17 protein-coding genes and 1 rRNA gene (1 of these 18 only partly in view) are annotated in these 23112 nt (G+C 73.3%); 13 read left to right on the top strand and 5 right to left on the bottom strand.

The window, feature by feature from the left end:
- Nucleotides 1-388 precede the first annotated feature (388 nt).
- The 3 genes from IAG43_RS12135 to IAG43_RS12125 form a co-directional block, all read right to left on the bottom strand.
- Nucleotides 389-1831 carry a coenzyme F420-0:L-glutamate ligase gene (locus tag IAG43_RS12135; RefSeq protein WP_187740764.1) on the bottom strand — a complete coding sequence of 481 codons (1443 nt, stop codon included), beginning with the start codon at nt 1829-1831 and terminating at the stop codon, nt 389-391.
- Complete coding sequence (gene cofD / locus IAG43_RS12130) at nt 1828-2784, bottom strand: 2-phospho-L-lactate transferase (RefSeq protein ID WP_187740763.1); 957 nt, start codon at nt 2782-2784, stop codon at nt 1828-1830. Before cofD ends, IAG43_RS12135 begins: the two co-directional genes overlap by 4 nt.
- A gap of 129 nt (nt 2785-2913) precedes the next feature.
- The gene (locus IAG43_RS12125) at nt 2914-3411 is read right to left on the bottom strand and encodes a cysteine dioxygenase (protein ID WP_187740762.1); all 498 of its coding nucleotides are present in this window, start codon (nt 3409-3411) and stop codon (nt 2914-2916) included.
- A gap of 705 nt (nt 3412-4116) precedes the next feature.
- Between IAG43_RS12125 and IAG43_RS12120 the strand changes: the two genes are divergently transcribed.
- The 3 genes from IAG43_RS12120 to IAG43_RS12110 all read left to right on the top strand — a co-directional run bounded on the left by IAG43_RS12120 (nt 4117) and on the right by IAG43_RS12110 (nt 10114).
- Nucleotides 4117-4380 (top strand): WhiB family transcriptional regulator, encoded by a 264-nt coding sequence (locus IAG43_RS12120; RefSeq protein WP_018846780.1) that lies wholly within the window; start codon nt 4117-4119, stop codon nt 4378-4380.
- Between the two features lie 278 nt (nt 4381-4658).
- On the top strand, nt 4659-8522 hold the full coding sequence (locus tag IAG43_RS12115; RefSeq protein ID WP_187740761.1) for a glycosyltransferase family 2 protein: 3864 nt from the start codon (nt 4659-4661) through the stop codon (nt 8520-8522).
- Nucleotides 8523-8524: 2 nt separating this feature from the next.
- On the top strand, nt 8525-10114 hold the full coding sequence (locus IAG43_RS12110; RefSeq protein ID WP_187740760.1) for a DUF5719 family protein: 1590 nt from the start codon (nt 8525-8527) through the stop codon (nt 10112-10114).
- 148 nt (nt 10115-10262) lie between these two features.
- Here IAG43_RS12110 and IAG43_RS12105 read toward each other — a convergent pair whose 3' ends face one another.
- Nucleotides 10263-10622 carry a metallopeptidase family protein gene (locus IAG43_RS12105; protein ID WP_425508590.1) on the bottom strand — a complete coding sequence of 120 codons (360 nt, stop codon included), beginning with the start codon at nt 10620-10622 and terminating at the stop codon, nt 10263-10265.
- A gap of 343 nt (nt 10623-10965) precedes the next feature.
- Here IAG43_RS12105 and IAG43_RS12100 point away from each other — a divergent pair, with 343 nt between their 5' ends.
- The 8 genes from IAG43_RS12100 to IAG43_RS12065 all read left to right on the top strand — a co-directional run bounded on the left by IAG43_RS12100 (nt 10966) and on the right by IAG43_RS12065 (nt 19893).
- Nucleotides 10966-11397 (top strand): DUF3499 domain-containing protein, encoded by a 432-nt coding sequence (locus tag IAG43_RS12100; RefSeq protein WP_187740758.1) that lies wholly within the window; start codon nt 10966-10968, stop codon nt 11395-11397.
- 264 nt (nt 11398-11661) lie between these two features.
- A complete protein-coding gene (locus IAG43_RS12095; protein ID WP_187740757.1) occupies nt 11662-13026 on the top strand; it encodes a phosphomannomutase/phosphoglucomutase in 1365 nt (454 codons plus the stop codon).
- 207 nt (nt 13027-13233) lie between these two features.
- A complete protein-coding gene (locus IAG43_RS12090; RefSeq protein WP_187740756.1) occupies nt 13234-13416 on the top strand; it encodes a Trm112 family protein in 183 nt (60 codons plus the stop codon).
- A 66-nt stretch (nt 13417-13482) separates the two neighbouring features.
- Nucleotides 13483-14625, top strand: a complete 1143-nt coding sequence (locus tag IAG43_RS12085) for an SIS domain-containing protein (RefSeq protein ID WP_187740755.1) — start codon at nt 13483-13485, stop codon at nt 14623-14625.
- A gap of 357 nt (nt 14626-14982) precedes the next feature.
- A complete protein-coding gene (manA, locus tag IAG43_RS12080) occupies nt 14983-16146 on the top strand; it encodes a mannose-6-phosphate isomerase, class I (protein ID WP_187740754.1) in 1164 nt (387 codons plus the stop codon).
- 99 nt (nt 16147-16245) lie between these two features.
- Nucleotides 16246-17211: a cation diffusion facilitator family transporter gene (locus tag IAG43_RS12075; protein WP_187740753.1), complete on the top strand. Its 966-nt coding sequence runs from the start codon at nt 16246-16248 to the stop codon at nt 17209-17211.
- A gap of 447 nt (nt 17212-17658) precedes the next feature.
- Nucleotides 17659-19116: an adenosylhomocysteinase gene (gene ahcY / locus IAG43_RS12070; protein WP_187740752.1), complete on the top strand. Its 1458-nt coding sequence runs from the start codon at nt 17659-17661 to the stop codon at nt 19114-19116.
- A gap of 162 nt (nt 19117-19278) precedes the next feature.
- On the top strand, nt 19279-19893 hold the full coding sequence (locus tag IAG43_RS12065) for a hypothetical protein (RefSeq protein WP_187740751.1): 615 nt from the start codon (nt 19279-19281) through the stop codon (nt 19891-19893).
- Nucleotides 19894-20083: 190 nt separating this feature from the next.
- On the opposite strand, the gene IAG43_RS12060 is transcribed toward IAG43_RS12065, so the two are convergent.
- A complete protein-coding gene (locus tag IAG43_RS12060; RefSeq protein WP_187740750.1) occupies nt 20084-21097 on the bottom strand; it encodes an RDD family protein in 1014 nt (337 codons plus the stop codon).
- A gap of 124 nt (nt 21098-21221) precedes the next feature.
- Between IAG43_RS12060 and IAG43_RS12055 the strand changes: the two genes are divergently transcribed.
- Both IAG43_RS12055 and IAG43_RS12050 read left to right on the top strand, forming a co-directional pair.
- On the top strand, nt 21222-22229 hold the full coding sequence (locus tag IAG43_RS12055) for a stage II sporulation protein M (RefSeq protein WP_187740749.1): 1008 nt from the start codon (nt 21222-21224) through the stop codon (nt 22227-22229).
- A 706-nt stretch (nt 22230-22935) separates the two neighbouring features.
- Nucleotides 22936-23112: ribosomal RNA gene (locus IAG43_RS12050) — 16S ribosomal RNA — on the top strand (it continues 1349 nt past the right edge of the window).

The raw sequence follows: 23112 nt of genomic DNA, 5'->3' as shown, positions 1-23112 counted from the left end.
GTGAGCGGGTGAGCGGGTGAGCGGGTGCGGGGGAGTGGGCGGATGGGGGCGCGGGTGGCGCTGCCGGGATCCGGGCGGTGCCGGCGGCAAGGCGCTCGGTGGGAGGCCCCGGGTGCCGGGAAGGCGGTCGACGAGATGACGGCGGCCGACGGCGCGGACAGACGGGCCCGGCCGCGGCCGACGCAGCCTGCCGGCAGGGTTCCGCCGCCGGTTCCGGGGCGGGCGGGCCCCGGGGCACCGCCGGCCGTTCCGCGCGGCTCCGGGCCCACGCCGGACCGGCGGGCGGCCCGTGGAGCCCGGCTCCGGTGTGACGGGTGACGGGTCACGGGGGAGTGCGGGAGCGGGACGGTGCCGGGTGCACGGCACCGCGCACCCGGCGGACGGACCCTCAGCGCACCTCGACGAACGACTCCGGCGCCCGCCCCGCCCGCGGCGGCGGCAGCGCGCGGGGGTGGCCGATCGCGACCGCGCCCATCGGGTCCCAGTCGCCGGGCAGCGACAGCACCTCGCGCACCACGTCCCGGCAGAACATGGTCGACGACACCCACGCCGAACCCAGGCGCTCGCCGGCGAGGGCGACCAGGAAGTTCTGCACCCCCGCGCCTGCCGCGACCACGAACATCTCGCGCTCCGCGGCGTCGCGTCGCTCGTCGCCGTAGACGTGGGCGCCGTCCGTGACCAGACAGGGCACCGCCAGATACGGCGCGTTGCGCAGCACGTCGCCGCGGCGCACCCGCTTGGCGATCGACTCCTCGGACTTCCCGTCGCGCCGCAGGTCCGTGACCCAGGCGTCGCGCATCGCGTCCAGCAGCCGCAGCCGGGAGGACTCCGACTCCAGCAGCACGAACCGCCAGGGTGTCGTGTGGTGCGGGGCCGGGGCCGTGACCGCCGCCGCGACCGCGCGGCGCACCGCGCCGCCGTCGACCGGCTCGTCGGTGAACTCGCGGACCGTGCGCCGCTGCGTCACCGCCTCGCGCACCGCCTCCGAGGTGCCGAGCCGGAACATGTCGTCCCGGGAGTCGCGCACCAGAGCACGCGCCCCGGTCACCGCCGCGCGCACGCGGCAGCCGTCCCGGCCGTCGCCTTCGTCGCTGTCCCCGTCGTCGCCGTCGCCGGGGAGCGCACCGGGCTCGCCCGATCCATGCGGTACATCCGGTGCATCCGGTGCATCCGGTTCGCGCGGCTCGTCCGGCTCGTCGGTGACGAGGTGCGCGAGGCCGCGCACCACCGCGACCGGCAGCCCGGCCGCCTTGCCCTTCACCAGGTCGCCCGCCGCCGCGAGTTCGTCGGCGACGGCGACCACGGTGGCGCTGAGCGGGTTGCCGTACGCGTCGGTCCCTCCGCGCAGGTCGTCGAGGACGCGGACGCCCGCCGCCCCGATCGCGACATCGGTGAGCCCGGCCCGCCACGGCCTGCCGAAGGTGTCGGTGACGACGACCCCGACCCGGACGCCGAGCGCCTCGCGCAGCCCCCGCCGTATCGCGCGGGCCGAGGCGTCGGGGTCCTCGGGCAGCAACAGCACGGTGCCGGCGGGGGTGTTGGACGCGTCGACCCCGGCGGCGGCCATCACGAGCCCCTGCCGGTTCTCGACGATCCGCAGCGGACCCCGGCGGGCCACGACGCGTACGGTCTCCGCGTCGATCGCCGCCTCCCGGTCCGCCGCCTCGACGACCCGGCCCTCCGCCTTGCTGACGATCTTCGAGGTGACGAGCAGGATGTCGCCGTCGCGGAGCCCCGGGTCGGCGGCGGCGATCAGCTTGGCCGGATCGTCGCCGGGGCGCACCTCGCCGATACCGGTGAGCGCCCGGACGGTGAGCGAGGGCGCGCTCACGCGCGGACCTCCTCGGCCAGCGCCAGCGCGGCGCGGGCCATCGCGGCGGTCGCCTCGGTGTCCGTCATCATCAGCGGCACGGCGCGGCAGCGGATGCCCGCCGCCTCGACCTCGTCGACCACGGCGGCGTCCACGGTGTCGACCAGCCAGCCGTCGAGCAGCCCGGAGCCGTAGTGGCGGGCGACGGCGGCCGCGGTGGCCTCCACGCCGACCGCCGCGAGCACCTTGTCGGCCATGCCGCGCACGGGCGCGCCGCCGACGATGGGGGACAGGCCCACGACCGGCACGCCCGCCTCGGCGACGGCCTCCCGGATCCCGGGCACGGCCAGGATGGTGCCGACGCTGACGACGGGGTTGGACGGCGGGAAGAGGATCACGTCGGCGGCGGCGATCGCCTCCAGCACACCCGGTCCCGGCTTCGCCTGCTCGGCGCCCACCGGCACCACGGCCTCGGCGTCCACCGCGGCGCGCAGCCGCACCCAGTACTCCTGGAAGTGCACGACCCTGCGTTCCCCGTCGAGGGTGACCGCGACATGCGTCTCGACCCGGTCGTCCGACATGGGCAGCAGTCGTACGCCGGGGTTCCACCGGGCGCACAGCGCCTCGGTCACCGCGCTCAGCGGATAGCCCGCCGCGAGCATCTGGGTGCGGACGATGTGGGTCGCGAAGTCGCGGTCGCCGAGCCCGAACCACTCCGGTCCGACGCCGTAGGCGGCGAGTTCCTCCTTGACCCGGAAGGTCTCGCCCTCGCGGCCCCAGCCCTGCTCCTCGTCGATGCCACCGCCGAGGGTGTACATCACCGTGTCGAGGTCGGGGCAGACCTTCAGACCGAACAGATGGATGTCGTCACCGGTGTTGCCGATCACCGTGACGTCCGCCTCGGGGGCCGCCTGCCTCAGGCCGCGAAGGAAACGGGCGCCGCCGATGCCGCCGGCCAGAACCACAATGCGCATGCACACAGTGTCGCAGGCCGGTCACGGCCCCGGTCGGGGTGGTGGCCGGTCCCGGCCGTCCGGGACCCGCTGCCGCAGGCGCCGGGGTCGTGGGCCCGCGCGCACCGCGCGGTCCGGGCCGCGCCGGGTTCAGACCGCGGCCGGTTCCTCGGCGCACCGCGCCGCGCCCGTGTGCATGGGCATCTGCGTCAGGCCGGGGTAGTACACGTGGAGGCTGACGGCGCCTTCGAGGGAGTCGTTGACCACCTCGTGCGCGTAGCCGGGCGCGAAGACCCGCTGCGCCCCCTCCCGCAGCGTCCGCTCGCCCTGCGGGGTGCGCTCGGTCAGCTCGCCGCTCAGGACGGTGAGCACGCCGGAGGAGTCGCCGTGCCCGTGCAGGCCGCTGCCCTGGCCGGGCACCCAGCTCAGCAGCCAGACCTCGTAGCCGGGGCCGGTCCGGAGCCGGTGGTACCAGCGGGAGGTCGCGTCGTACTCGACGAGGTGCTCCCAGCTCGCGCGGTCCGCGGCGACGGAGCGGGCGAGGCCGGCGAACTCGGCGACGGTGGCCGGGTGCTCACGGGCGGGCTGGAGCAGGTGCTGGACGGCGAGGATGTCGCCGGCGATCTGGAGGTCGCTGTCGCTGTTCATGGTGCGGGGTCCTCGGCAGAAAGTGCTGGGTGTCGCTCGGGATGTCGGCAAACGGCAAGGCGAGAGAATTCGACAGACGGCGCCGCGGGGAAATCCCTGCGGAACGGCCGCGGGAAAGCGGCAGTGCGGAGAAACGCGGGAGAAGCCGGAGCGCGGGGGCGTCAACAGCTGGAACAGCAACAGCAGCAGCGCGCCTGGACAGCGCCGCGGTACCCGCGGTGGCGGGTCGCGAGGTGCGCTGAGGTCGCTGGCATGGGACCAAAGGTGACGGGTCCGCTCACCGGCTGTCAACTCGATGGGCGATGTGGCGGCAAGGATTCACCCCTTCCGGTCGCCGATTCCGGAGAAAGGTTTGTGCACCCTCTACCGGGGACAAACGCGCCAGCAGTCGTGTCTGTGAACGTGGTTGGCGCCATGTCACGCGCTGTGATCCACATCGCTCCTCGCGGCACGATCGCAACATGATCACCGGGTGTGACGTCTCCCTCCCTGGAGGGATTCCGGCCAGGCCGCTGGCATGTGTCACGTTTTTGGTGATTTGAACACTTTCCGCATAGCCTTGGTTCCGGAGAGTGAATACCGAGGTCAATAGCAGATCGTGGCTTGACTCGCTCGGAGCCACACACTTGTAATTTCACTCGTGTCGTTCGGCCGAAAACCATCGCGGCAACATCACGGGGACGCAAAGACAGACGAGGGGCGCACATGACCGAGCTGTTCCAGCAACTGCTGGTCGAGGACGCGGACGAGGAACTCGGCTGGCAGGAGCGCGCGTTGTGCGCCCAGACCGATCCCGAGTCCTTCTTCCCCGAGAAGGGCGGTTCCACCAGAGAGGCCAAGAAGGTCTGCCTGGCCTGCGAGGTGCGTTCGGAGTGCCTCGAATACGCCCTCAACAACGACGAACGCTTCGGCATCTGGGGCGGACTCTCCGAGCGGGAGCGCCGCCGTCTCAAGAAGGCGGCGGTCTGAGCCCCCGCCGGCCGGCGGGGACCACCCGCCCGGCAGGCCGCCCCGCCGGCACCCGGCCGCCCCAGCGGCTGCACACGGCGCCGCGGCCGGGACCACGGCCCGGTCCGGGACGGTGCCCACGTCAAAGAAGGACAACAGCGGACATAGCCCACGGTCCGCCTCCTGAGCCTCGCGCACAGGCGGCGGACCGTTCGTATGTCAGCCGTTAGTGTGGGGCCCCGTCCGTGACGCACCCCCGCCCCTTCGGGGCGACCCCCGGCCGGAGGCCCCGTACCTCAATGTCCGCCACCACAGCAGCGTTTGTCCCGGCACACGCGCCCGAGTTCCCGCGGCACGTCGTCACCGCCGTGCTCGTCTCCCACGACGGTGCGCGCTGGCTGCCCGACGCCCTCGCCGGGCTCCTCGGCCAGGAACGACCCGTGCAGAACGTGGTCGCCGCCGACACCGGCAGCGCCGACGCGTCGGCCCAGCTGCTCACCGAGGCGCTCGGCCCCGACCGCGTCCTGCACCTCGCCCGCCGCACCGGCTTCGGCACGGCCGTCGACGAGGCGGCCAGGACGGCCGGCGTCCTCACCCCGGACGACCTCCCCTACCTCAAGCGCCCCAGCGGCTGGGACCCGGTCACCAGGAGCTGGCGGGACGAGGCGTACGACATGCCCGAGCTGCCGCACGGCGAACCCGTGCAGTGGCTGTGGCTCCTCCACGACGACTGCGCGCCCGAGCCCACCGCGCTCGCCGAACTGCTGCGCGTCGCCGACTCCGACGCCCACGCCGCCGTCGTCGGCCCCAAGCTGCGCGGCTGGTACGACCGCAAGCAGCTCCTGGAGACCGGCGTCTCCATCGCCAACAGCGGCCGCCGCTGGACCGGACTCGACCGCCGCGAACAGGACCAGGGACAGCACGACCAGGTCCGCTCCGTCCTCTCGGTCTCCTCCGCCGGCATGCTCATCCGGCGCGACGTCTACGAGCAGCTCGGCGGCTTCGACCGCCGGCTGCCCCTGATGCGGGACGACGTCGACCTCTGCTGGCGGGCCCACTCGGCCGGACACCGGGTCCTCGTCGCCCCCGACGCCGTGCTGCGGCACGCCGAGGCGGCCGCCCGCGAGCGGCGCACCGTCGACTGCGCGGGCCGGTCGGTCGCCAGCCCCCACCGCGTCGACAAGGCCGGCGCCGTCTACACCCTGCTCACCAACGCCCGCGGCGCCGTCCTGCCCTGGGTGCTGCTGCGCCTCGTCGTCGGCACGCTGCTGCGCACCCTCGCCTACCTGGTAGGCAAGGTGCCCGGCCAGGCCGTGGACGAGGTCATGGGCCTCTTCGGCGTGCTGCTGCGCCCCGAACGGATCCTCGCCGGACGCCGCAGGCGCTCCGGCCGGACCGTCGAGGCGAGCGAGCTGCGCCCCCTCTTCCCGCCGCCCGGCGCCACTGTCCGGGCCACCGTCGAACAGGTCGTCTCCAACTTCGGCGGATCGGACTCCGACTCCGGCGGCTCCCGCCACGGCGCGGTCGAGTCCGGCCCCGGCGGCGACGACGCCGACTACATGGAGATCGAGCAGTTCGCCCGGCTGAAGAAGATCGCCCGCAAGCCCGGCCCGCTGCTCTTCGCCGTCCTGCTCCTCGTCTCCGTGGTCGCCTGCCGGGGCCTCTTCGGCGGCGGCGCACTCTCCGGCGGCGCCCTGCTGCCCGCGCCCGCCGACGTCGGGGACCTCTGGGCCCGGTACGCCGACAGCTGGCACCCCGTGGGCACCGGCGGCACCCAGACCGCCCCGCCCTACCTGGCGGTCCTCGCGGTGCTGTCCTGGCTCTTCCTCGGCTCCACCGGGCTCGCGCTCACCGTGCTGCTGGTCTGCTCGGTGCCGCTCGCCGGCCTCACGGCCTACTTCGCCTCCCGGCCGATCGTCGAGTCCCGGCTGCTGCGCGCCTGGGCGAGCGTCGCCTACGCCTTCCTCCCGGCGGCCACCGGAGCCCTCGCCACCGGCCGGCTCGGCACCGCGGTCCTCGCGATCGTGCTGCCGCTGATCGCCCGCGCCGCCGTCGCCGCGCACGGCCTGCGGGCCCGCGGCGGCGCCCGCGGCAGCTGGCGCGCGACCTGGGCCTACGCCCTGCTCCTGACCTTCGCCATGGCCTTCACCCCCGTGGTGTGGCCGCTGGCCCTGATCACCGGTGCCGCCGTCCTCGTCCTGCGGCGCGGCGACCTCACCGCGCACCTGCTGCGCTTCCTCGCGGTCGTCGGCACTCCGCTGCTGGTCCTCGCCCCCTGGTCGCTGGAGCTGCTGACCAGCCCCTCCGGCTTCCTGGACGAGGCCGGACTCCACCTCGGCGCGGGCTCCGCGGGCGCACTCGACCTGCTCGGGATCAGCCCCGGCGGTCCGGGAGCGGCCGGGGGCCTGCTGATGCTCGGCATCGTGGCCGCCGCGCTCGGCGCCCTGCTGCGCGACGAGCGCGTCTTCGCCATCCGCACCGCCTGGGCCGTCGCCCTGCTGGCGCTGGTGTTCGCCGTGCTCGCCAACGGCTCCGGCTGGGCCGGACCCGCCACCCTCGTCTACGGCATCGCGCTGCTCGCCGCCGCCGTGCTCGGCGCCGAAGGCGGCCGCAGCCGCGTCGCCTCGCAGAACTTCGGCTGGCGGCAGCCCGTCGCCGCCCTCGTCGCGCTCGCCGCCGGCCTCGCGCCGGTCGCCGCGGCGGCCGGGTGGATGCTCGACGGCGCGGCCGGTCCGATCGGCCGGCGCGACTCTGTCCAGGTGCCCGCGTTCGTCGCCGAGGAGAGCGACACCCGCGACCAGCCGCGCACCCTGGTCCTCGGCGGCACCTCGGCGGCCACGGTCTCGTACACCCTCGTCCGCGGCTCCGGCGGACGTCTCGGCGACGCCGAACTCGCCGCGTCGGCCGGCGCCGACCCGCGCCTGGACCGCGTCGTCGCCAACCTGGTCGCGGGCTCCGGCGCCGACCAGACCAGCCAGCTCAGCGGCTACGCGATCCGCTACGTCCTGGTCCGCGACGGCGTGCCCCGGGAGACCGGCCGCGTCCTCGACGCCACCCCCGGCCTCAGCCGCCTCAGCCAGCTCGACGGCAGCGCACTGTGGCGGGTGGACCGCCAGGTCGCCCGGGCCACCATCGTCGACGGCGCGAACGACCCGCTGCCGGTCGCCTCCGACGCCGTCAGCGCACGGGCGGACATCCCCAAGGGCGGTGCGGGCCGCGTGCTGCGCATCGCCGACAGCGCCGCCGAGGGCTGGCAGGCCACCGTCGACGGCCGGGTGCTCAAGAAGAGGACCGTCGACGGCTGGGCGCAGGGCTTCGAACTGCCCGCCGAGGGCGGGAAGCTCCAGCTCGGCTACGAGGACCCGGCGACGCACACCGCCTGGGTCTGGGCGCAGGCGTTCCTGGCACTCGTCCTCGTGGTGCTGGCCCTGCCCGGCAGGCGCCGCCAGATCGACGACGACCTCCCCTCGGAGGAGACCGCCGCGGCCGTGCCCCGGCAGGCCGAGCCCGGCGAGGGACGCCGGGCCCGCCGCCTGCGGGCCCAGGCGGAGGCCGAGTCCGAGGCGGACCCGTCGCAGGACGGGCCCGCGGGCGCGTCGCCCGGGTCCGACCCGTACGCGCAGGCCCCGGCCGCCCCGCCGGGGCAGGACCCCGCGGACGCCTACGCGGCCGTTCCCGGACAGCAGCAGCACGGCGGGTGGGGCGACGGCTCCCAGGACCCGTACGCGTACGGCGACGCCTACTCCGGCGCCCAGGCCGCCCCGGGTGACCAGGGCGCCCCGGACGGGCAGTACGGGCAGTACGGGCAGTACCCCGGATACGGCGACGGCGGACAGCAGTACGCGGGGGAGCAGTCCTACGGCGAGCGGTCCCACGGTGAGCAGTACGCCGGTGACGCCGACGACCAGTACGCCGGTGGGCAGTCCTACGCGGACCCGTCCTCCGGCGGCACCGGACATCCGGCGCAGACGCAGCACACGCAGCACATGCAGCAGACGCAGCCGGCCCACCAGGGCGAATCCTGGCCGCACGCCGCGGACGGCTACCCGCAGGACGGGTCCGGCGCCTACCCGCAGGACGACCGCGCCCACGACCCGTACGGATACGGCGACCAGTACCCCGAGCCGCCTTCCCAGGCTCCCGGCACCACGCGAGGCGAGTGAGAGTGAAGCGCACCACCATCTCCCTGATCGCGGTCGCCACCGCTCTCGCGGCGGTCACCGGCCTCGCGTCGCTGACCGCCCCCGACGGGGGCCCGGCCGCCGGTGACAAGGCCGCCGCGCGGCTCCCGGTGGAACGGTCCAGCCTGCTGTGCCCCGCGCCCAGCAGCTCCGAACTCGCCGAGACGCTGTACACCTCCTTCACCCCCGCGGGGGCGGGGGGCGCCGCGGGCGGCGGCGAGTCCGCGCGCCCGACCGCCGAACTGAGGCCGTCCGTATCGGTGTTGGCGGACGGCGACGCCGCCCCCGCCAAGGACGAGGAGGCGCCCAGCGAGGAGGACGAGGAGAGCCGGGAGGGCGAGGACGCTCCGAAGGCGGCGCGCAAGCCTGCTCCCGCCAAGCCCCTCGTCGTGCTCCAGGAACCCGGCAAGCCCGTCGCGGCCGACGCCGACGGCGGCGAGGCGCCCGCCCTCGTCGGCACCGCCACCGGTGCGCTCGCGCCCGGCTGGACGGCCCAGCAGACCACGACCGTCCCCGCGGGCAGCGGCCGTGGACTCCTCGGCGTCAGCTGCACCGCCCCGGACACCGACTTCTGGTTCCCGGGCGCCTCCCTCGCCGAGAAGCGCCAGGACTACGTCCACCTCACCAACCCCGACGACACCAGCGCGGTCGCCGACGTCGAGCTGTACGGGAAGGACGGCCGGCTCAAGAGCACCCTGTCCGAGGGCATCACGGTCCCGCCTGGGGGCGCCGTCCCGGTGCTGCTGTCGACCCTCACCGCGGACAAGGCCGACGACGTCACCGTCCACGTCACCACCCGCACGGGCCGCGTCGGCGCGGTCGTCCGTTCCGCCGACGACACCGACGGGAGCGACTGGCTGGCCGCGTCGGCCGACCCGGCGGGCACCGCGGTGCTGCCCGGCATCCCCGCCGACGCGACGTCGGTGCAGCTGGTCGCCTTCGCGCCCGGCGAGGAGGACGCCGACCTGGCCGTCCGGCTCTCCGGCCCCACCGGCACGATCACCCCGGCCGGCTTCGAGAAGCTGCGGGTGAAGTCGGGGATGACCGCGACGGTCGACCTCAAGGACGTCACCAAGGGCGAGGCCGGCTCGCTGATCCTCGGCCCCGCCCAGGCGGACCGGGCCACGCCGGTCGTCGCGGCCCTGAGGGTGGTGCGGGGCAAGGGCGACAAGAAGGAGGTCGCCTTCATCCCCGCCGCCGCGCCCGTGGGCGACCGGGCGACCGTCACCGACAACCGGGACCGCGGTTCGTTCCTCTCGCTGACCGCCCCCGGCAAGGCCGCGCAGGTCGAGGTGGCGGCGTCGGCGGGCACCCGCGGGGGCACCGCTGCGGTCAAGACGTACACGGTGAAGGCCGGCACGACGCTGACGATCACCGCCCCCGTGCCCGAGGGGCTCCGGGGGACGTACGCGCTGACCGTGCGGACCGTCTCCGGCGGCGCCGTCCACGCGTCGCGGATGCTGGAGGTGCCGGACGACGGCATCCCGATGTTCACCGTGCAGAACCTGCCCGACGACCGGGGCACCGTGTCCGTCCCGGTGGCGGAGCAGGACCTGTCGGTACTCGACGACTGAGCCCGGACCCGGGCCCCGTCGAGAGGCGGGAGCCCGGCCCGCGGGCCGGCGGGTGCGGCGCGCGGTTCCGCGCCGCGGGCAGGTGCGGCGCAGCGGAGACCGGTACCGGTTGCCCGGCAGTGCCGCGGACGCCGCTGCCGCGGGCGGGTCAGTCCTGCCCGTACCGGGGATCGACGGACTCCGGCGAGAGGCCGAGCAGCTCGGCCACCTGCTCGACGACCACCTCGTGCACCAGCAGCGCCCGCTCGTCGCGGCTCTTCGTCCGGATCTCCACTGGCCGCCGGTAGACCATGATCCGGGCGGGGCTGTCCTTCCCGGCCGGCACGGAGCCGCCGAGGGGCACCGAGTCGTCCACGGCGCGCGGCACCTCGAGGACCAGGAAGTCGACCTCGGCCAGCTCGGGCCAGCGTCGCTCCAGCCGTTCCACGGAGTCCCGGACCAGGTCCCGGAAGCTCTCGGCACGGCTGGCGGCGAGCGGCACCTGCGGCGGTGCGACGGGCCCGCGCATGCCCCGGCCGTGGCGGTCTCGGCGGCGCGGTCGCGGCTCGCCCGGGGGCGGCGGTACGGGGCTGTCCTTCACTCACGCAGGGTAACTCTCCACGCCCCGTGGGTCCCGTCCGCCGGGCGGTGCACGGGCGCCTTGTCGCCAGTTGAACGATCCGGCCAAGGTTGGGCCCGAATCCCGGTCCCGGTCGATCGGTGATCTCGTCACCCTTGACCTGATTCCTCCCAAGTCGCGACCGTCCGGGGCCCGGTCGCCGTCCATGTGGTTCTCTTTCCGTGCAGGTCAGGCCAGTTGCCGGAACTGCCGAATTGTCGGACGCCGCAGCACGACACGGGGGAGTGACCTGGTGGAGAGTCGTCGCAGCCCGCTCAAGAGTGCGGTACCGTCCAACGTCGTGAGCCCTGTACGTCGATGTTCTCGCACCGCGTGCGGCCGCCCTGCCGTCGCGACACTGACGTACGTCTATGCCGACTCGACTGCGGTCCTCGGCCCGCTCGCCACCTACGCCGAGCCCCACTGCTACGACCTGTGCGCCGAGCACAGCGAACGGCTGACCGCGCCGCGCGGCTGGGAGGTCGTGCGCCTCACCGACGGCTCCGCCCCCGCCCGCCCCAGCGGCGACGATCTCGAAGCGCTGGCGAACGCCGTCCGCGAGGCGGCACGCCCGCAGGGGCGCGCCGCCGAGGGCGCGGGAGGCCAGGGCGGGCGCAGGCCGGCCGACCCGATGGAGGTCGCGCGCCGCGGCCACCTCAGAGTGCTCCGCTCCCCGGACAACTGACGGGCCCCGTCCCGCCGGGCGGCTCCCCGGCAGACCGCCGGCCGCCGCTGCCGGGGCCTGCCGCGCGCCCGCGGCGCCCGTGCGTGCGGCTCCCGCCCAAGGCGGCGCGGAGCATGCCCTGTTGAAGCCCGCCCGCGCCCCGTGCGCATCCGGTGCGCAACCTGACGGACACCGCCGTCCGCCGCGGTGGCCCACCCGGCGCACCGCCGGTTCGCCGTCCGGGTAGTTTGATGCGACTGCCGAGACTTCAGGAGGATTGGGCCCGTGGCTGCTGATCTGTCGCAGATCGTGAAGGCGTACGACGTGCGCGGCGTCGTGCCGGATCAGTGGGACGAGCGGACGGCCGAACTGTTCGGCGCCGCTTTCGTCCGCGTGACCGACGCCGGCGCCGTCGTCGTCGGCCACGACATGCGGCCCTCCTCGCCCGGACTGGCCGCCGCGTTCGCCCGCGGCGCCGCCGCGCTGGGCGCCGACGTCACCATGATCGGGCTCTGCTCCACCGACCAGCTCTACTTCGCCTCCGGCCGGTTCGGCCTGCCGGGCGCCATGTTCACCGCCTCGCACAACCCCGCGCAGTACAACGGCATCAAGATGTGCCGCGCGGGCGCCGCACCGGTCGGACAGGACTCCGGCCTCGCCGACATCCGGGCCCTCGTCGAGGAATGGACCGGCGGCGGTGCGCCCGCGCCCGCCGCGACCCCCGGCACGGTCACCGAGCGGGAGACCCTGGACGACTACGCGGCCCATCTGCTGTCACTGGTCGACCTCTCCGCGATGCGCCCGCTCAAGGTCGTCGTCGACGCCGGCAACGGCATGGGCGGCCACACCGTCCCCACCGTCCTGCGCTCCCTGCCGGTCACCCTGGTGCCCATGTACTTCGAGCTCGACGGGACCTTCCCCAACCACGAGGCCAACCCCCTCGACCCCGCCAACCTCGTCGACCTCCAGGCCCGGGTGCGCGAGGAGGGGGCCGACCTCGGCCTCGCCTTCGACGGCGACGCCGACCGCTGCTTCGTCGTCGACGAGAACGGCGCCGGTGTCTCCCCGTCCGCGATCACCGCCCTCGTGGCCCGCCGCGAACTGGCCAGGCACCCCGGCGGCACCGTGATCCACAACCTGATCACCTCCTGGTCCGTCCCGGAGGTCGTCCGCGAGCACGGCGGCAACCCCGTGCGCACCCGGGTCGGGCACTCCTTCATCAAGGAGGAGATGGCCCGCACCGGTGCCGTCTTCGGCGGCGAGCACTCCGCCCACTACTACTTCCGCGACTTCTGGAACGCCGACACGGGCATGCTCGCGGCGCTCCACGTGCTCGCCGCCCTCGGCTCCCAGCCCGAGCCGCTCTCCGCCCTGGTCGCGGAGTACGACCGCTACGCGGCGTCCGGGGAGATCAACTCCGAGGTCGCCGACCAGGCCGCCCGCTCGGCCGCCGTCCGCGAGGCGTACGCCGGCCGCGACGGCGTCACCACCGACGACCTCGACGGCCTCACCGTGACCACCGCCGACTGGTGGTTCAACCTGCGCGCCTCCAACACGGAGCCGCTGCTGCGCCTGAACGTCGAGGCCCGCGACGAGCCGACCATGGCCAGGATCCGCGACGAGGTGCTCGCCCTGGTCCGCGGCGCCTGACACCGGGTTTCCCCGCCTGCGGCGCCGAGCCCTCCCGGGGCCCGGCACCACAGGCGGGAGGCAACACCCGGGACCCCTCCCAGAACGAGCCGCACCCCACCGCCCGGCGGTAGGCTGACGAGGCCCGATCCGTACGACCACGAACCGCGTGACCCGCCCGGGAACACCGCCCGGCAGGCCGCGTCGCCCCGAAGGGACACCCCTGCCATGCCGCTCGAAGCCGGCCTCCTGGAGATCCTCGCCTGCCCGGCGTGCCACGCGCCCCTCGACGACCGCTCGTCGGCGGACACCCCGGAGCTGATCTGCACCGGCACCGACTGCGGCCTGGCCTATCCGGTCCGGGACGGCATCCCGGTCCTCCTGGTCGACGAGGCCCGCCGGCCCGCCTAGGACGGCCGCCGGACACCACCACACACCGACCCCCTCGCACGGGTACGGCGATCGGAGGCCAGCCCCATGCTCGACGAGTCGCTCCTCGACGCGCCGGACGCTCTCGCACGCATCGACCACAGAGGTCTCCTGCGGGGGGCCGCGGAGGCAGGGGCCCGCGTGCGCACCGCCGCCCGGCACGCGGCCGAGGCGGGCGTCGCGGCCCTCACGCCCGAGGGGAGGCCCAGGACCGTCATGGTGGCCGGACCCGGCACGGCCGCCGTCGGCGTCGCCGACCTCATCGGCGCGCTGGCCGGAGCGTCCGCCCCGGTCATCGCCCTGCGGCCCACCGGCGTGGCACACGCCCCGGGCGCGCTGCGCTGGGCCCTGCCGGGCTGGGCCGGCTCCCTCGACCTGCTGCTCGTCGCGACCACCGACGGCAGCGAGCCCGGCCTGGCGCTCCTCGTCGAGCAGGCATACCGCCGCGGCTGCTCCGTCGTCGCCGTCAACCCCGGCGGCTCACCGCTCTCCGAGGCCGTCGAAGGCGCGCACGGCCTGGTGGTCCCGATGGCCACCTCGCCCCACGAGCTCTACGAGGAAGGGCAGGCGGCGAGCCCCAGCGCCCTGTGGGCACTGTTCACCCCGCTCCTCGCACTCCTCGACCGGGTCGGCCTCCTCGACGCGCCCCCGGAGGCGCTCGACAAGGTCGCCGACCGGCTCGACCGCACCGCCGAACGCTGCGGACCCGCCATCGCCACGTACAGCAACCCGGCCAAGACCCTGGCCGCCGAACTCGCCGACAGCCTCCCGCTGATCTGGACCGAGGGCGTCGGCGCGGCCCCCGCGGGCCGCCGGTTCGCCGCCGTGCTCGCCGAACTCGCCGGCCGCCCCGCCCTCGCCGCCGAACTGCCCGAGGCCCTTCCGGCCCACGGGGTGCTGCTGGTCGGCGACTTCGCGGCGGGCGCCGACCCCGACGACTTCTTCCGGGACCGGGTCGAGGAGCGGCAGGCGCTCAGGGCCCGCGTCGTCCTGCTGCGCGACCGTCCCACCGGCGGCCTCACGGCCGCACCCGCCGCGCGGGAGCTGGCCCTCGGCCACGACACCTCGGTCAGCGAACTCGAACCCGAGGAGGGCAGCGAGCTGGAGTGCATCGCCGAACTGCTCGCCGTCACCGACTTCGCCGCCGTCTATCTCTCGCTGGCCGAGGCTGGGGAAGCCCGGCCGTCGTAGCGGCAACGCACCGCCCCGCGCCCGACGCCGTGCGCGTAACCCCGCCGTTCCGCCCCGTCCCGTATCCCCACCGTCCCGTATCCCCACCGTTCCGCCCCGTTCCGTTCCGTCCCGTACAGTCCGGGCGGATCCGAGCCGCACCGGCCGTCCCACCGTGCCCGGCTCGCTCCGATCCGGTGCGGCCGGGCCCGGGGCGGGGCGGCCGATGCGGCTGAGGGAACGGCCGCGCACGCAGCCCGGCTCCGGACCCGCGGGGGGACCCCCGACCCGTACCGCAACAGCCGACCCGCAGCCGAACTCCGGACCCGCAGCCGAACTCCGAGCCAGCCGCAGAAACGACCGAGGAAGAGCAGGACCATGGACCGCCTCGACAACACCGTGCGCCCCTACGCCTGGGGATCCACCACCGCCATCCCGGAACTGCTCGGCCTCGCCCCCACCGGCGAACCGCAGGCCGAGATGTGGATGGGCGCCCACCCCGGCGCCCCGTCCGGGACCGGCCGCGGCACGCTCGACCACGTGATCGCCGCCGACCCCGAGGGCGAGCTCGGCCAGGCGGCCGTCGGCGTCTTCGGTCCCCGGCTCCCGTTCCTGCTGAAGATCCTCGCGGCCGGCGCACCGCTCTCCCTCCAGGTCCACCCCGACCTGACGCAGGCAGCCGAGGGCCACGCCGCCGAGGAGGCCGCGGGCGTCCCCGTCGACGCCCCGCACCGCAACTACAAGGACGCCAACCACAAGCCCGAACTCGTCTGCGCCCTCACCCCGTTCGACGGCCTGTGCGGCTTCCGGCCGCCCGTCGAGGCCGCCGAGCTGCTCGCAGGCCTCGACGTCGACTCCCTCAAGCCGTACGTGGACCTGCTGCACGCCCACCCCGAGGAAGCGGCGCTGCGCGAGGTCCTCACCGCTCTGCTGACTGCGGACCGCGGCGAGATGGCCGCCACCGTCACCGAGGCCGCGGCCGCCGCCGAACGCCTGGGCGGCCCCTACGCCCCGTACGCCTCGATCGCCCGGCACTACCCCGGCGACCCGGGTGTCCTCGCCGCCATGCTCCTCAACCACGTCCGACTCCAGCCCGGCGAGGCGCTTTTCCTCGGCGCCGGCGTCCCGCACGCCTATCTCGACGGTCTCGCCGTGGAGATCATGGCCAACTCGGACAACGTGCTGCGGTGCGGCCTCACCCCCAAGCACGTCGACGTCCCCGAACTGCTGCGCGTCGTCCGCTTCGAGGCCACCGAACCGGGTGTGCTGCGTCCCGAGGTCTCGGCCGGCGGCGAGGAGGTCTACGACACCCCGACCGGTGAGTTCCGCCTCTCCCGCTTCGTCCTCGCCCCCGGCTCCGAGGCGCGCGACCTGACGGCGCCCGGCCCGCAGATCCTGCTGTGCACCGCGGGCGAGGTCACCACGGGCGAACTCCCCCTGACGGCAGGCCAGTCGGTGTTCGTGCCGGCCGGCGAGCAGGTGTCCGTCAGCGGCACGGACGGCCGCCCCGGCACACTCTTCCGGGCGGCCGTGGCGGTCTGAGACGGGGCGGCCCGCGGATGCTGCAACAATGGCGCACCGCAATGGCCGGGCCCGGACCGCCGGGCGACCGAAGTCCGTACGAAGGGACACCACCCACTCATGAGCGCGTCAGGCGGGACCAAGGCCATCGTGGCCGCGTTGTTGGCGAACCTCTCGATCGCGGTGGCGAAGTTCGTGGCGTTCGTCTTCAGTGGGTCGTCCTCGATGCTGGCGGAGAGCGTCCACTCGCTCGCCGACTCGGGCAACCAGGGCCTGCTGCTGCTGGGCGGCAAGAAGGCCCAGCGCGAGGCCACACCGCAACACCCCTTCGGCTACGGCCGCGAGCGCTACATCTACGCCTTCCTCGTCTCGATCGTCCTGTTCTCCGTCGGCGGCATGTTCGCCGTCTACGAGGGCTACGAGAAGATCCGCCACCCGCACGAGATCGAGGCCTGGTACTGGCCCGTCGGTGTCCTCGTCTTCGCGATCATCGCCGAGATCTTCTCCTTCCGGACGGCCATCAAGGAGTCCAACCTCATCCGCGGCAAGCTGAGCTGGACGCAGTTCGTGCGCCGCGCCAAGGCCCCCGAGCTCCCGGTGGTCCTCCTGGAGGACCTGGGCGCACTCGTCGGTCTGGTGCTGGCCCTCGGCGGCGTCGGTCTCGCCCTGCTCACCGGGGACGGTGTCTGGGACGGCATCGGCACCCTCTGCATCGGCATCCTGCTCATCGCGATCGCCATCGTGCTCGCGGCCGAGACCAAGTCGCTCCTGCTGGGCGAGGCGGCCGGGCTCGAGGAGATCGAGAAGATCAAGAGCGCCACCGTCGACGGCGAGACCGTCACCCGCATCATCCACATGCGCACGCTCCACCTCGGCCCCGAAGAACTGCTCGTCGCCGCCAAGATCGCCGTCGAGCGGAACGAGACCGCCCAGGACGTCGCCTCCGCCATCAACGCCGCCGAGGAGCGCATCCGCGCGGCGGTGCCGATCGCCCGGGTCATCTACCTGGAGCCGGACATCTACAGCGAGGCGGCCGCGGCCGCCGGAACCGACCTCGGCAAGGCGCCGGGCGGCGAAGGGCACTGATCCCTCCGGCACCGGCGCACAGGCCCCCGACCCGAGCAGCGTCAGCGCAGGGCGGGGGCCTCCGCCGTGCCGGTCCGGCTCCGCCGGCCGTACGGGTTCCTTCCCCCGGCCCCCGGACCGGGCCTCCTCGCCGAGCCCCGGTCCACCCCTCCCGGGCCCCGGAAAGGCTGCACGGACGCTCGAGGATCGGCGGAGCGACCGCGATACGGCCGGATCCGGACCCTGCGGACTGGGGCCGTCGCAGCCAGTCGGTGTAGATTCGACAGCGGAGTCAGACGTCGCTGCTGATGGCGGTCGGTCGGACCACCGCAGCACTCGGTGCCGCGGACCGGCCGAGGGAGAGAGGGCCTCCGACGGACTGTCCTGCCGATGCCCGGGCATTCGTGTGCCCAGGCCGCAGCAGTGCCAGCCCATCCACCTCGACCCGAACCACGAGGAGCAGTTCGCATGTCGACTCGTCTCAACGACCAGGACTTCAAGGTCGCCGACCTCTCGCTTGCCGCTTTCGGCCGCAAGGAGATCACGCTTGCCGAGCACGAGATGCCCGGTCTGATGTCGATCCGTCACGAGTACGCGGCGGCGCAGCCGCTGGCGGGTGCGCGGATCACGGGTTCGCTGCACATGACGGTGCAGACGGCGGTGCTGATCGAGACCCTGGTGGCTCTCGGTGCGGATGTCCGCTGGGCGTCGTGCAACATCTACTCGACGCAGGACCATGCCGCGGCGGCGATCGCGGTGGGTCCGCAGGGCACACCCCAGGAGCCGAAGGGTGTGCCGGTCTTCGCCTGGAAGGGCGAGACGCTGGAGGAGTACTGGTGGTGCACGGAGCAGGCGCTGACCTGGCCGGACACCGCTACGGGCGGTCCGAACATGATTCTGGACGACGGTGGTGACGCCACGCTGCTGGTGCACAAGGGTGTGGAGTTCGAGAAGGCGGGTGCGGCTCCGGATCCGTCGACGGCGGACAGTGAGGAGTACGGGCACATCCTGCGGCTGCTGAACCGGACGCTGGGTGAGAGCCCGCAGAAGTGGACGCAGCTGGCGTCGGAGATCCGGGGTGTGACGGAGGAGACGACGACGGGTGTCCACCGGCTGTACGAGATGCACCGCGAGGGCACGCTGCTGTTCCCGGCGATCAACGTCAACGACGCGGTCACGAAGTCGAAGTTCGACAACAAGTACGGCTGCCGGCACTCGCTGATCGACGGGATCAACCGGGCCACCGACGTCCTCATCGGCGGCAAGACCGCGGTCGTCTGCGGCTACGGCGACGTCGGGAAGGGCTGCGCGGAGTCCCTGCGGGGCCAGGGCGCCCGGGTGATCATCACGGAGATCGACCCGATCTGCGCGCTGCAGGCGGCGATGGACGGCTACCAGGTGACCACGCTGGACGAGGTCGTGGAGACGGCCGACATCTTCGTCACCACCACCGGCAACAAGGACATCATCATGGCCTCCGACATGGCCAGGATGAAGCACCAGGCCATCGTGGGGAACATCGGCCACTTCGACAACGAGATCGACATGGCCGGCCTCGCCCAGCTCCCCGGCATCGTCAAGGACGAGGTCAAGCCCCAGGTCCACACCTGGACGTTCCCCGACGGCAAGGTCCTCATCGTGCTCTCCGAGGGCCGCCTGCTCAACCTCGGCAACGCGACCGGCCACCCCTCCTTCGTCATGTCCAACTCCTTCGCGGACCAGACCCTGGCCCAGATCGAGCTGTTCACCAAGCCGCAGGAGTACCCCACCGACGTCTACGTGCTCCCCAAGCACCTCGACGAGAAGGTCGCCCGCCTCCACCTCGACTCCCTCGGCGTCAAACTCACCACCCTGCGCCCGGAGCAGGCGGAGTACATCGGTGTGAAGGTCGAGGGCCCGTACAAGTCGGACCACTACCGCTACTGATCACGCACCCCGACGCCGGCCGACGCCGGCGACGGACGTGACCGCGGTACCAGGCAGGCCCCCGCACCCCCGTGTCGGGGGCCTGCCCCGTACCTCCCGAACGGCTCCGGGCGACCGACACCGCCCTACCGCCGAGCCTCACCGCGCAAGGACCGACGCCCCATGCCACGCGGCCGATATTCGCTCCACGATCCGCACGATCACACCCCCCTCGGTGAGGAGCACTTCCACTGCGCCCCCGGACCGTCCGGCTGGCGCTACGTCTCCCGCAGGGTCGGCCCCTCCGGTCAGCAGACGGGCACCCTCGATCTCGCTCTCGACGAGCTCGGCCGCCCCATCCGGCTCGAGCTCCACACGGCCGACTGGCAGGTCCGCGGCGCCTTTCTGGACGGCGTCACCTGGGTCCGGACCGACCCCTCGGGCATGCAGGCCGACGAAGGCACCGCGCGCGCCCACTCCTTCACCGGCACTTCCCCCGCCTTCCTCGTCGCCACTGCCCGACTGCTGCGTCTCACCCCCGCCTCACCGGCGACCCGCGTACGCCTCGTCGCCTTCACGGACCCCGTACTCGCTCCCCGTGACACGGACCAGTCCTGGGCGCTGGTGAACAGTGAAGCGCACGCCACTGACAACGGCCCCCTCGTCGTGGACGAGTACCAGGTCAGCACGCTCGACACGGGGGAGCGGCACACCGTGCACATCGCCGGCGACGTCGTCCTGGCGGCGCCGGGCATCGAGCTGGAGGACCTCGAGGACCCGCCGTCCGTCTTCCCGTGAACGGGCAGTCCCTCCCCCGGCCGTTCCCCGGTCCCCACCCGTCTCTGGGGCCGCGGCGCGCGGCGAGCGGCCCGCCGTCCGTGTCCACGGTCACCGGCGGGCCCGGCCGGTCCCGGGGGAGGCGCGGCCGGTCCTGGTCGAGGGCGGCCCCGGCACCCTCGCCGGGCGGGAGGCCGACAGCGATCGGGCGTCAGGCGGGCGGCGCGAATCCGGTGGTGCGGACCGGCCCCGCCGTGTCCCCGCCTCCGGTATCTCCTCCGGGCCCGGCACCGGCACCGGTGTCCGTCCCGCTGCCACGACCGGGCCGGGGCTGCTGCTGAGGTGAGACCGGCCCGCCGTGACCTGCCGCGAACGCCGTGCCGCCGCCCGGACCGTGCCCCGAAGCCTCCGGGAACGCGCCGTGGACCGTGCCGGGGCCCACGCCCGCGCCCTGCCGGACGTGGGCCGTGCCGGCGGCGGCGAACGCCCGGCGGGCGTCACGCGCCTGCCGCTCGTGGAGCACCGCCGCCAGATATGCCGCCGGCGGGACGCCCTGCGGCGCGGACGTCCCCGTCCGCGCCACGAGGTCGTCGACCAGCCGGTGCGCCATCGACCAGCTCACGCCCGTGTCCAGCTGCCCCATCCGCGTCAGGTACTGGCGTATCCCGAGCCACAGACCGTCCGGCACCGCCGACAGGTCCAGATCGCCGAACCGGCCGGCCAGCCACGGAGGGGGCAGGGGAACCGCCGTCGCACCGCGTGGCACGGGCACTCGTTCACGCACCACCAGCGTTCCCGCGAACACGTCACCGATCCGTCGGCCCCGACCGGAGACCAGGGACGCGATGCAGGCGATCACCCCGAACGACAGCAGGATCTCGACGAAGGACATCGCACCGCGCACCAGGGCATGGCGGAAGCGGACAGGCCCGCCGTCGTCCCGCACCACTCGGAGGCCGCACGCCATCTTCCCGAGGGACCGCCCGTGGCTCAGCGTCTCGACCACGATCGGCCCGCCCACCAGGACGAGCAGGAACGCGGCGATCGACACCGCCATGACCGCCGCCTCGTCCAGCGCCGCCGTCGCGACGGCCAGTCCGATCGACACCAGCAGGTAGGCGGTCCACACCACGACCAGGTCGATCACGACGGCGAGCGCCCGGCTCGGCAGCCTCGCCGGATGCAGTCCGAGGACGACCGCGTCCCCCGTCACAAGCCCGCTCACCGCAGCCACCCCTCGCCCTGTCGACCTTCCCTGCCCCGCGTGCTCCTCAGTCTGCCAAGCTGACCCGCAGCGCGCCGCAGTAGTACGGACCGTACGCACCCAGTTCCCGGAGCAGCAGCCGACCATGGACCTCGACGTCTTCGTGACCGCCCACCGTGCCGAGTGGGACCGCCTGGAACACCTGCTGGGCCGGGGCAGGAGGCTGACCGGAGCCGAGGCGGACGAACTGGTGGCGCTCTACCAGCGCACGGCGGGCCATCTGTCCCACATCCAGTCGAGCGCACCCGATCCGATGCTGGTCGGCCGCCTCACCCGGCTCGTCGCCCGGGCGCGGGCCGTGGTGACCGGCACCCGCCGGGCCGGGTGGCGGGACGCGGTCGGCTTCCTCACCGCCGGATTCCCCGCGGCGGTCTACCGCTCGCGCCACTGGTGGATACCGACGGCCGTGCTCTCCACGCTCCTGGCCGCGGTGATCGGCTGGTGGATCGGAGCCCACCCGGAAGTCCAGTCCGCGATCGCGGCCCCCGACGAACTGCGCCGGCTGACAGCCCCCGGGGGCGAGTACGAGACCTACTATTCGAGCCATCCCGCGGCGTCCTTCGCCGCCCAGGTGTGGACGAACAACGCCCGAGCGGCCGCGATGTGCCTGACCCTCGGCGCCTTCCTGTGCCTGCCGGTCATCTGGATCCTCTTCCTCAACGTCCTCAACCTGGGCATCGGCATCGGACTGATGGCGTCGGCCGGCCGCCTCGACATCTTCCTCGGCCTGGTTCTCCCGCACGGGCTCCTGGAACTCACCGCCGTGTTCGTCGCGGCGGGGACGGGCCTGCGCCTCGGCTGGACGGTCATCGATCCGGGCCCGCAGACCAGACGGGCCGCGCTGGCGCAGCGCGGGCGTGCCGCCATCGGCATGGCGATCGGTCTCGCCCTCGTCCTCTTCGTCTCGGGGGTCATCGAAGGATTCGTGACGCCGTCCGGTCTGCCGACCTGGGCGCGGATCGGCATCGGCGTCGTCGCCGAACTCCTCTTCCTCGCCTACGTCTACGTCCTGGGCGGGAGGGCCGCACGGGCAGGGGAGACGGGCGACGTGGAGGAAGCCGACCGGAGTGCCGAGCTCCCCACGGCCGCCTGAGCCCGCCGATGTGCATCGGACGTCCACGAGCTGCTAGTCTCCTTTTCGCCCACAGGACCGTTGACACGGCGCCCGTGGGGAGGTAGATTCTAACGGTTGCCTCGGACTGGACATGTTCGAGCAAGAACATTTAGAGTGCATCTCGCTCCGATCGGAATGTGATTCCTCGGAGCCGACTTCCGAAGATTTATCAGGGACTGCGGGCCGACGCGTTCGGTGCGAAAAGGTTCTGATAAAGTCGGATCGCCGGAAAAGAAATCGCGAAAGCGGATTCCTTGAAAGCGCTCCCGCCGACCGGGAATCAGGCCCGAAAGAGTCTGATAGAGTCGGAACCGCCGGAAGGGAAGAAAAGCCCGGAAAGCAGCAGAAAGGCCGAGGAAATCGGATCGGAAAGATCTGATAGAGTCGGAAACGCAAGACCAAAGGGAAGCGCCCGGAGGAAAGCCCGAGAGGGTGAGTACAAAGGAAGCGTCCGTTCCTTGAGAACTCAACAGCGTGCCAAAAATCAACGCCAGATATGTTGATACCCCGTCCATCCGGTTTGGATGGTCGAGGTTCCTTTGAAAAGACCTGTCCGGTCCACCTTGTGTGGGTGCGTGCAGGCGACACAGCGAGGACGCTGTGAACGGTGGGGCTTATTCCGCCCGACCGTTCCGCTCTTACGTGGTGTTCCACCGGCTGTATTAATTTACTGGCCGAGTAGACATTCATGGAGAGTTTGATCCTGGCTCAGGACGAACGCTGGCGGCGTGCTTAACACATGCAAGTCGAACGATGAAGCCCTTCGGGGTGGATTAGTGGCGAACGGGTGAGTAACACGTGGGCAATCTGCCCTGCACTCTGGGACAAGCCCTGGAAACGGGGTCTAATACCGGATAACACC

The organism is Streptomyces genisteinicus (assembly GCF_014489615.1).
Lineage (GTDB): Bacteria > Actinomycetota > Actinomycetes > Streptomycetales > Streptomycetaceae > Streptomyces > Streptomyces genisteinicus.
The sequence above is the reverse complement of the archived record's forward strand: the minus strand, read 5'-3'. Positions and strand labels throughout refer to the sequence as shown.

Bases quoted from the DNA above. Each gene is read 5' to 3' on its own strand.
- manA (WP_187740754.1), top strand. From the start codon at position 14,983: ATGGACCGCCTCGACAACACCGTGCGCCCCTACGCCTGGGGATCCACC.
- IAG43_RS12065 (WP_187740751.1), top strand. From the start codon at position 19,279: ATGCCACGCGGCCGATATTCGCTCCACGATCCGCACGATCACACCCCC.
- cofD (WP_187740763.1), bottom strand. From the start codon at position 2,784: ATGCGCATTGTGGTTCTGGCCGGCGGCATCGGCGGCGCCCGTTTCCTT.
- IAG43_RS12085 (WP_187740755.1), top strand. From the start codon at position 13,483: ATGCTCGACGAGTCGCTCCTCGACGCGCCGGACGCTCTCGCACGCATC.
- IAG43_RS12055 (WP_187740749.1), top strand. From the start codon at position 21,222: ATGGACCTCGACGTCTTCGTGACCGCCCACCGTGCCGAGTGGGACCGC.
- IAG43_RS12125 (WP_187740762.1), bottom strand. From the start codon at position 3,411: ATGAACAGCGACAGCGACCTCCAGATCGCCGGCGACATCCTCGCCGTC.
- IAG43_RS12115 (WP_187740761.1), top strand. From the start codon at position 4,659: ATGTCCGCCACCACAGCAGCGTTTGTCCCGGCACACGCGCCCGAGTTC.
- IAG43_RS12090 (WP_187740756.1), top strand. From the start codon at position 13,234: ATGCCGCTCGAAGCCGGCCTCCTGGAGATCCTCGCCTGCCCGGCGTGC.
- IAG43_RS12075 (WP_187740753.1), top strand. From the start codon at position 16,246: ATGAGCGCGTCAGGCGGGACCAAGGCCATCGTGGCCGCGTTGTTGGCG.
- IAG43_RS12105 (WP_425508590.1), bottom strand. From the start codon at position 10,622: ATGCGCGGGCCCGTCGCACCGCCGCAGGTGCCGCTCGCCGCCAGCCGT.
- ahcY (WP_187740752.1), top strand. From the start codon at position 17,659: ATGTCGACTCGTCTCAACGACCAGGACTTCAAGGTCGCCGACCTCTCG.
- IAG43_RS12120 (WP_018846780.1), top strand. From the start codon at position 4,117: ATGACCGAGCTGTTCCAGCAACTGCTGGTCGAGGACGCGGACGAGGAA.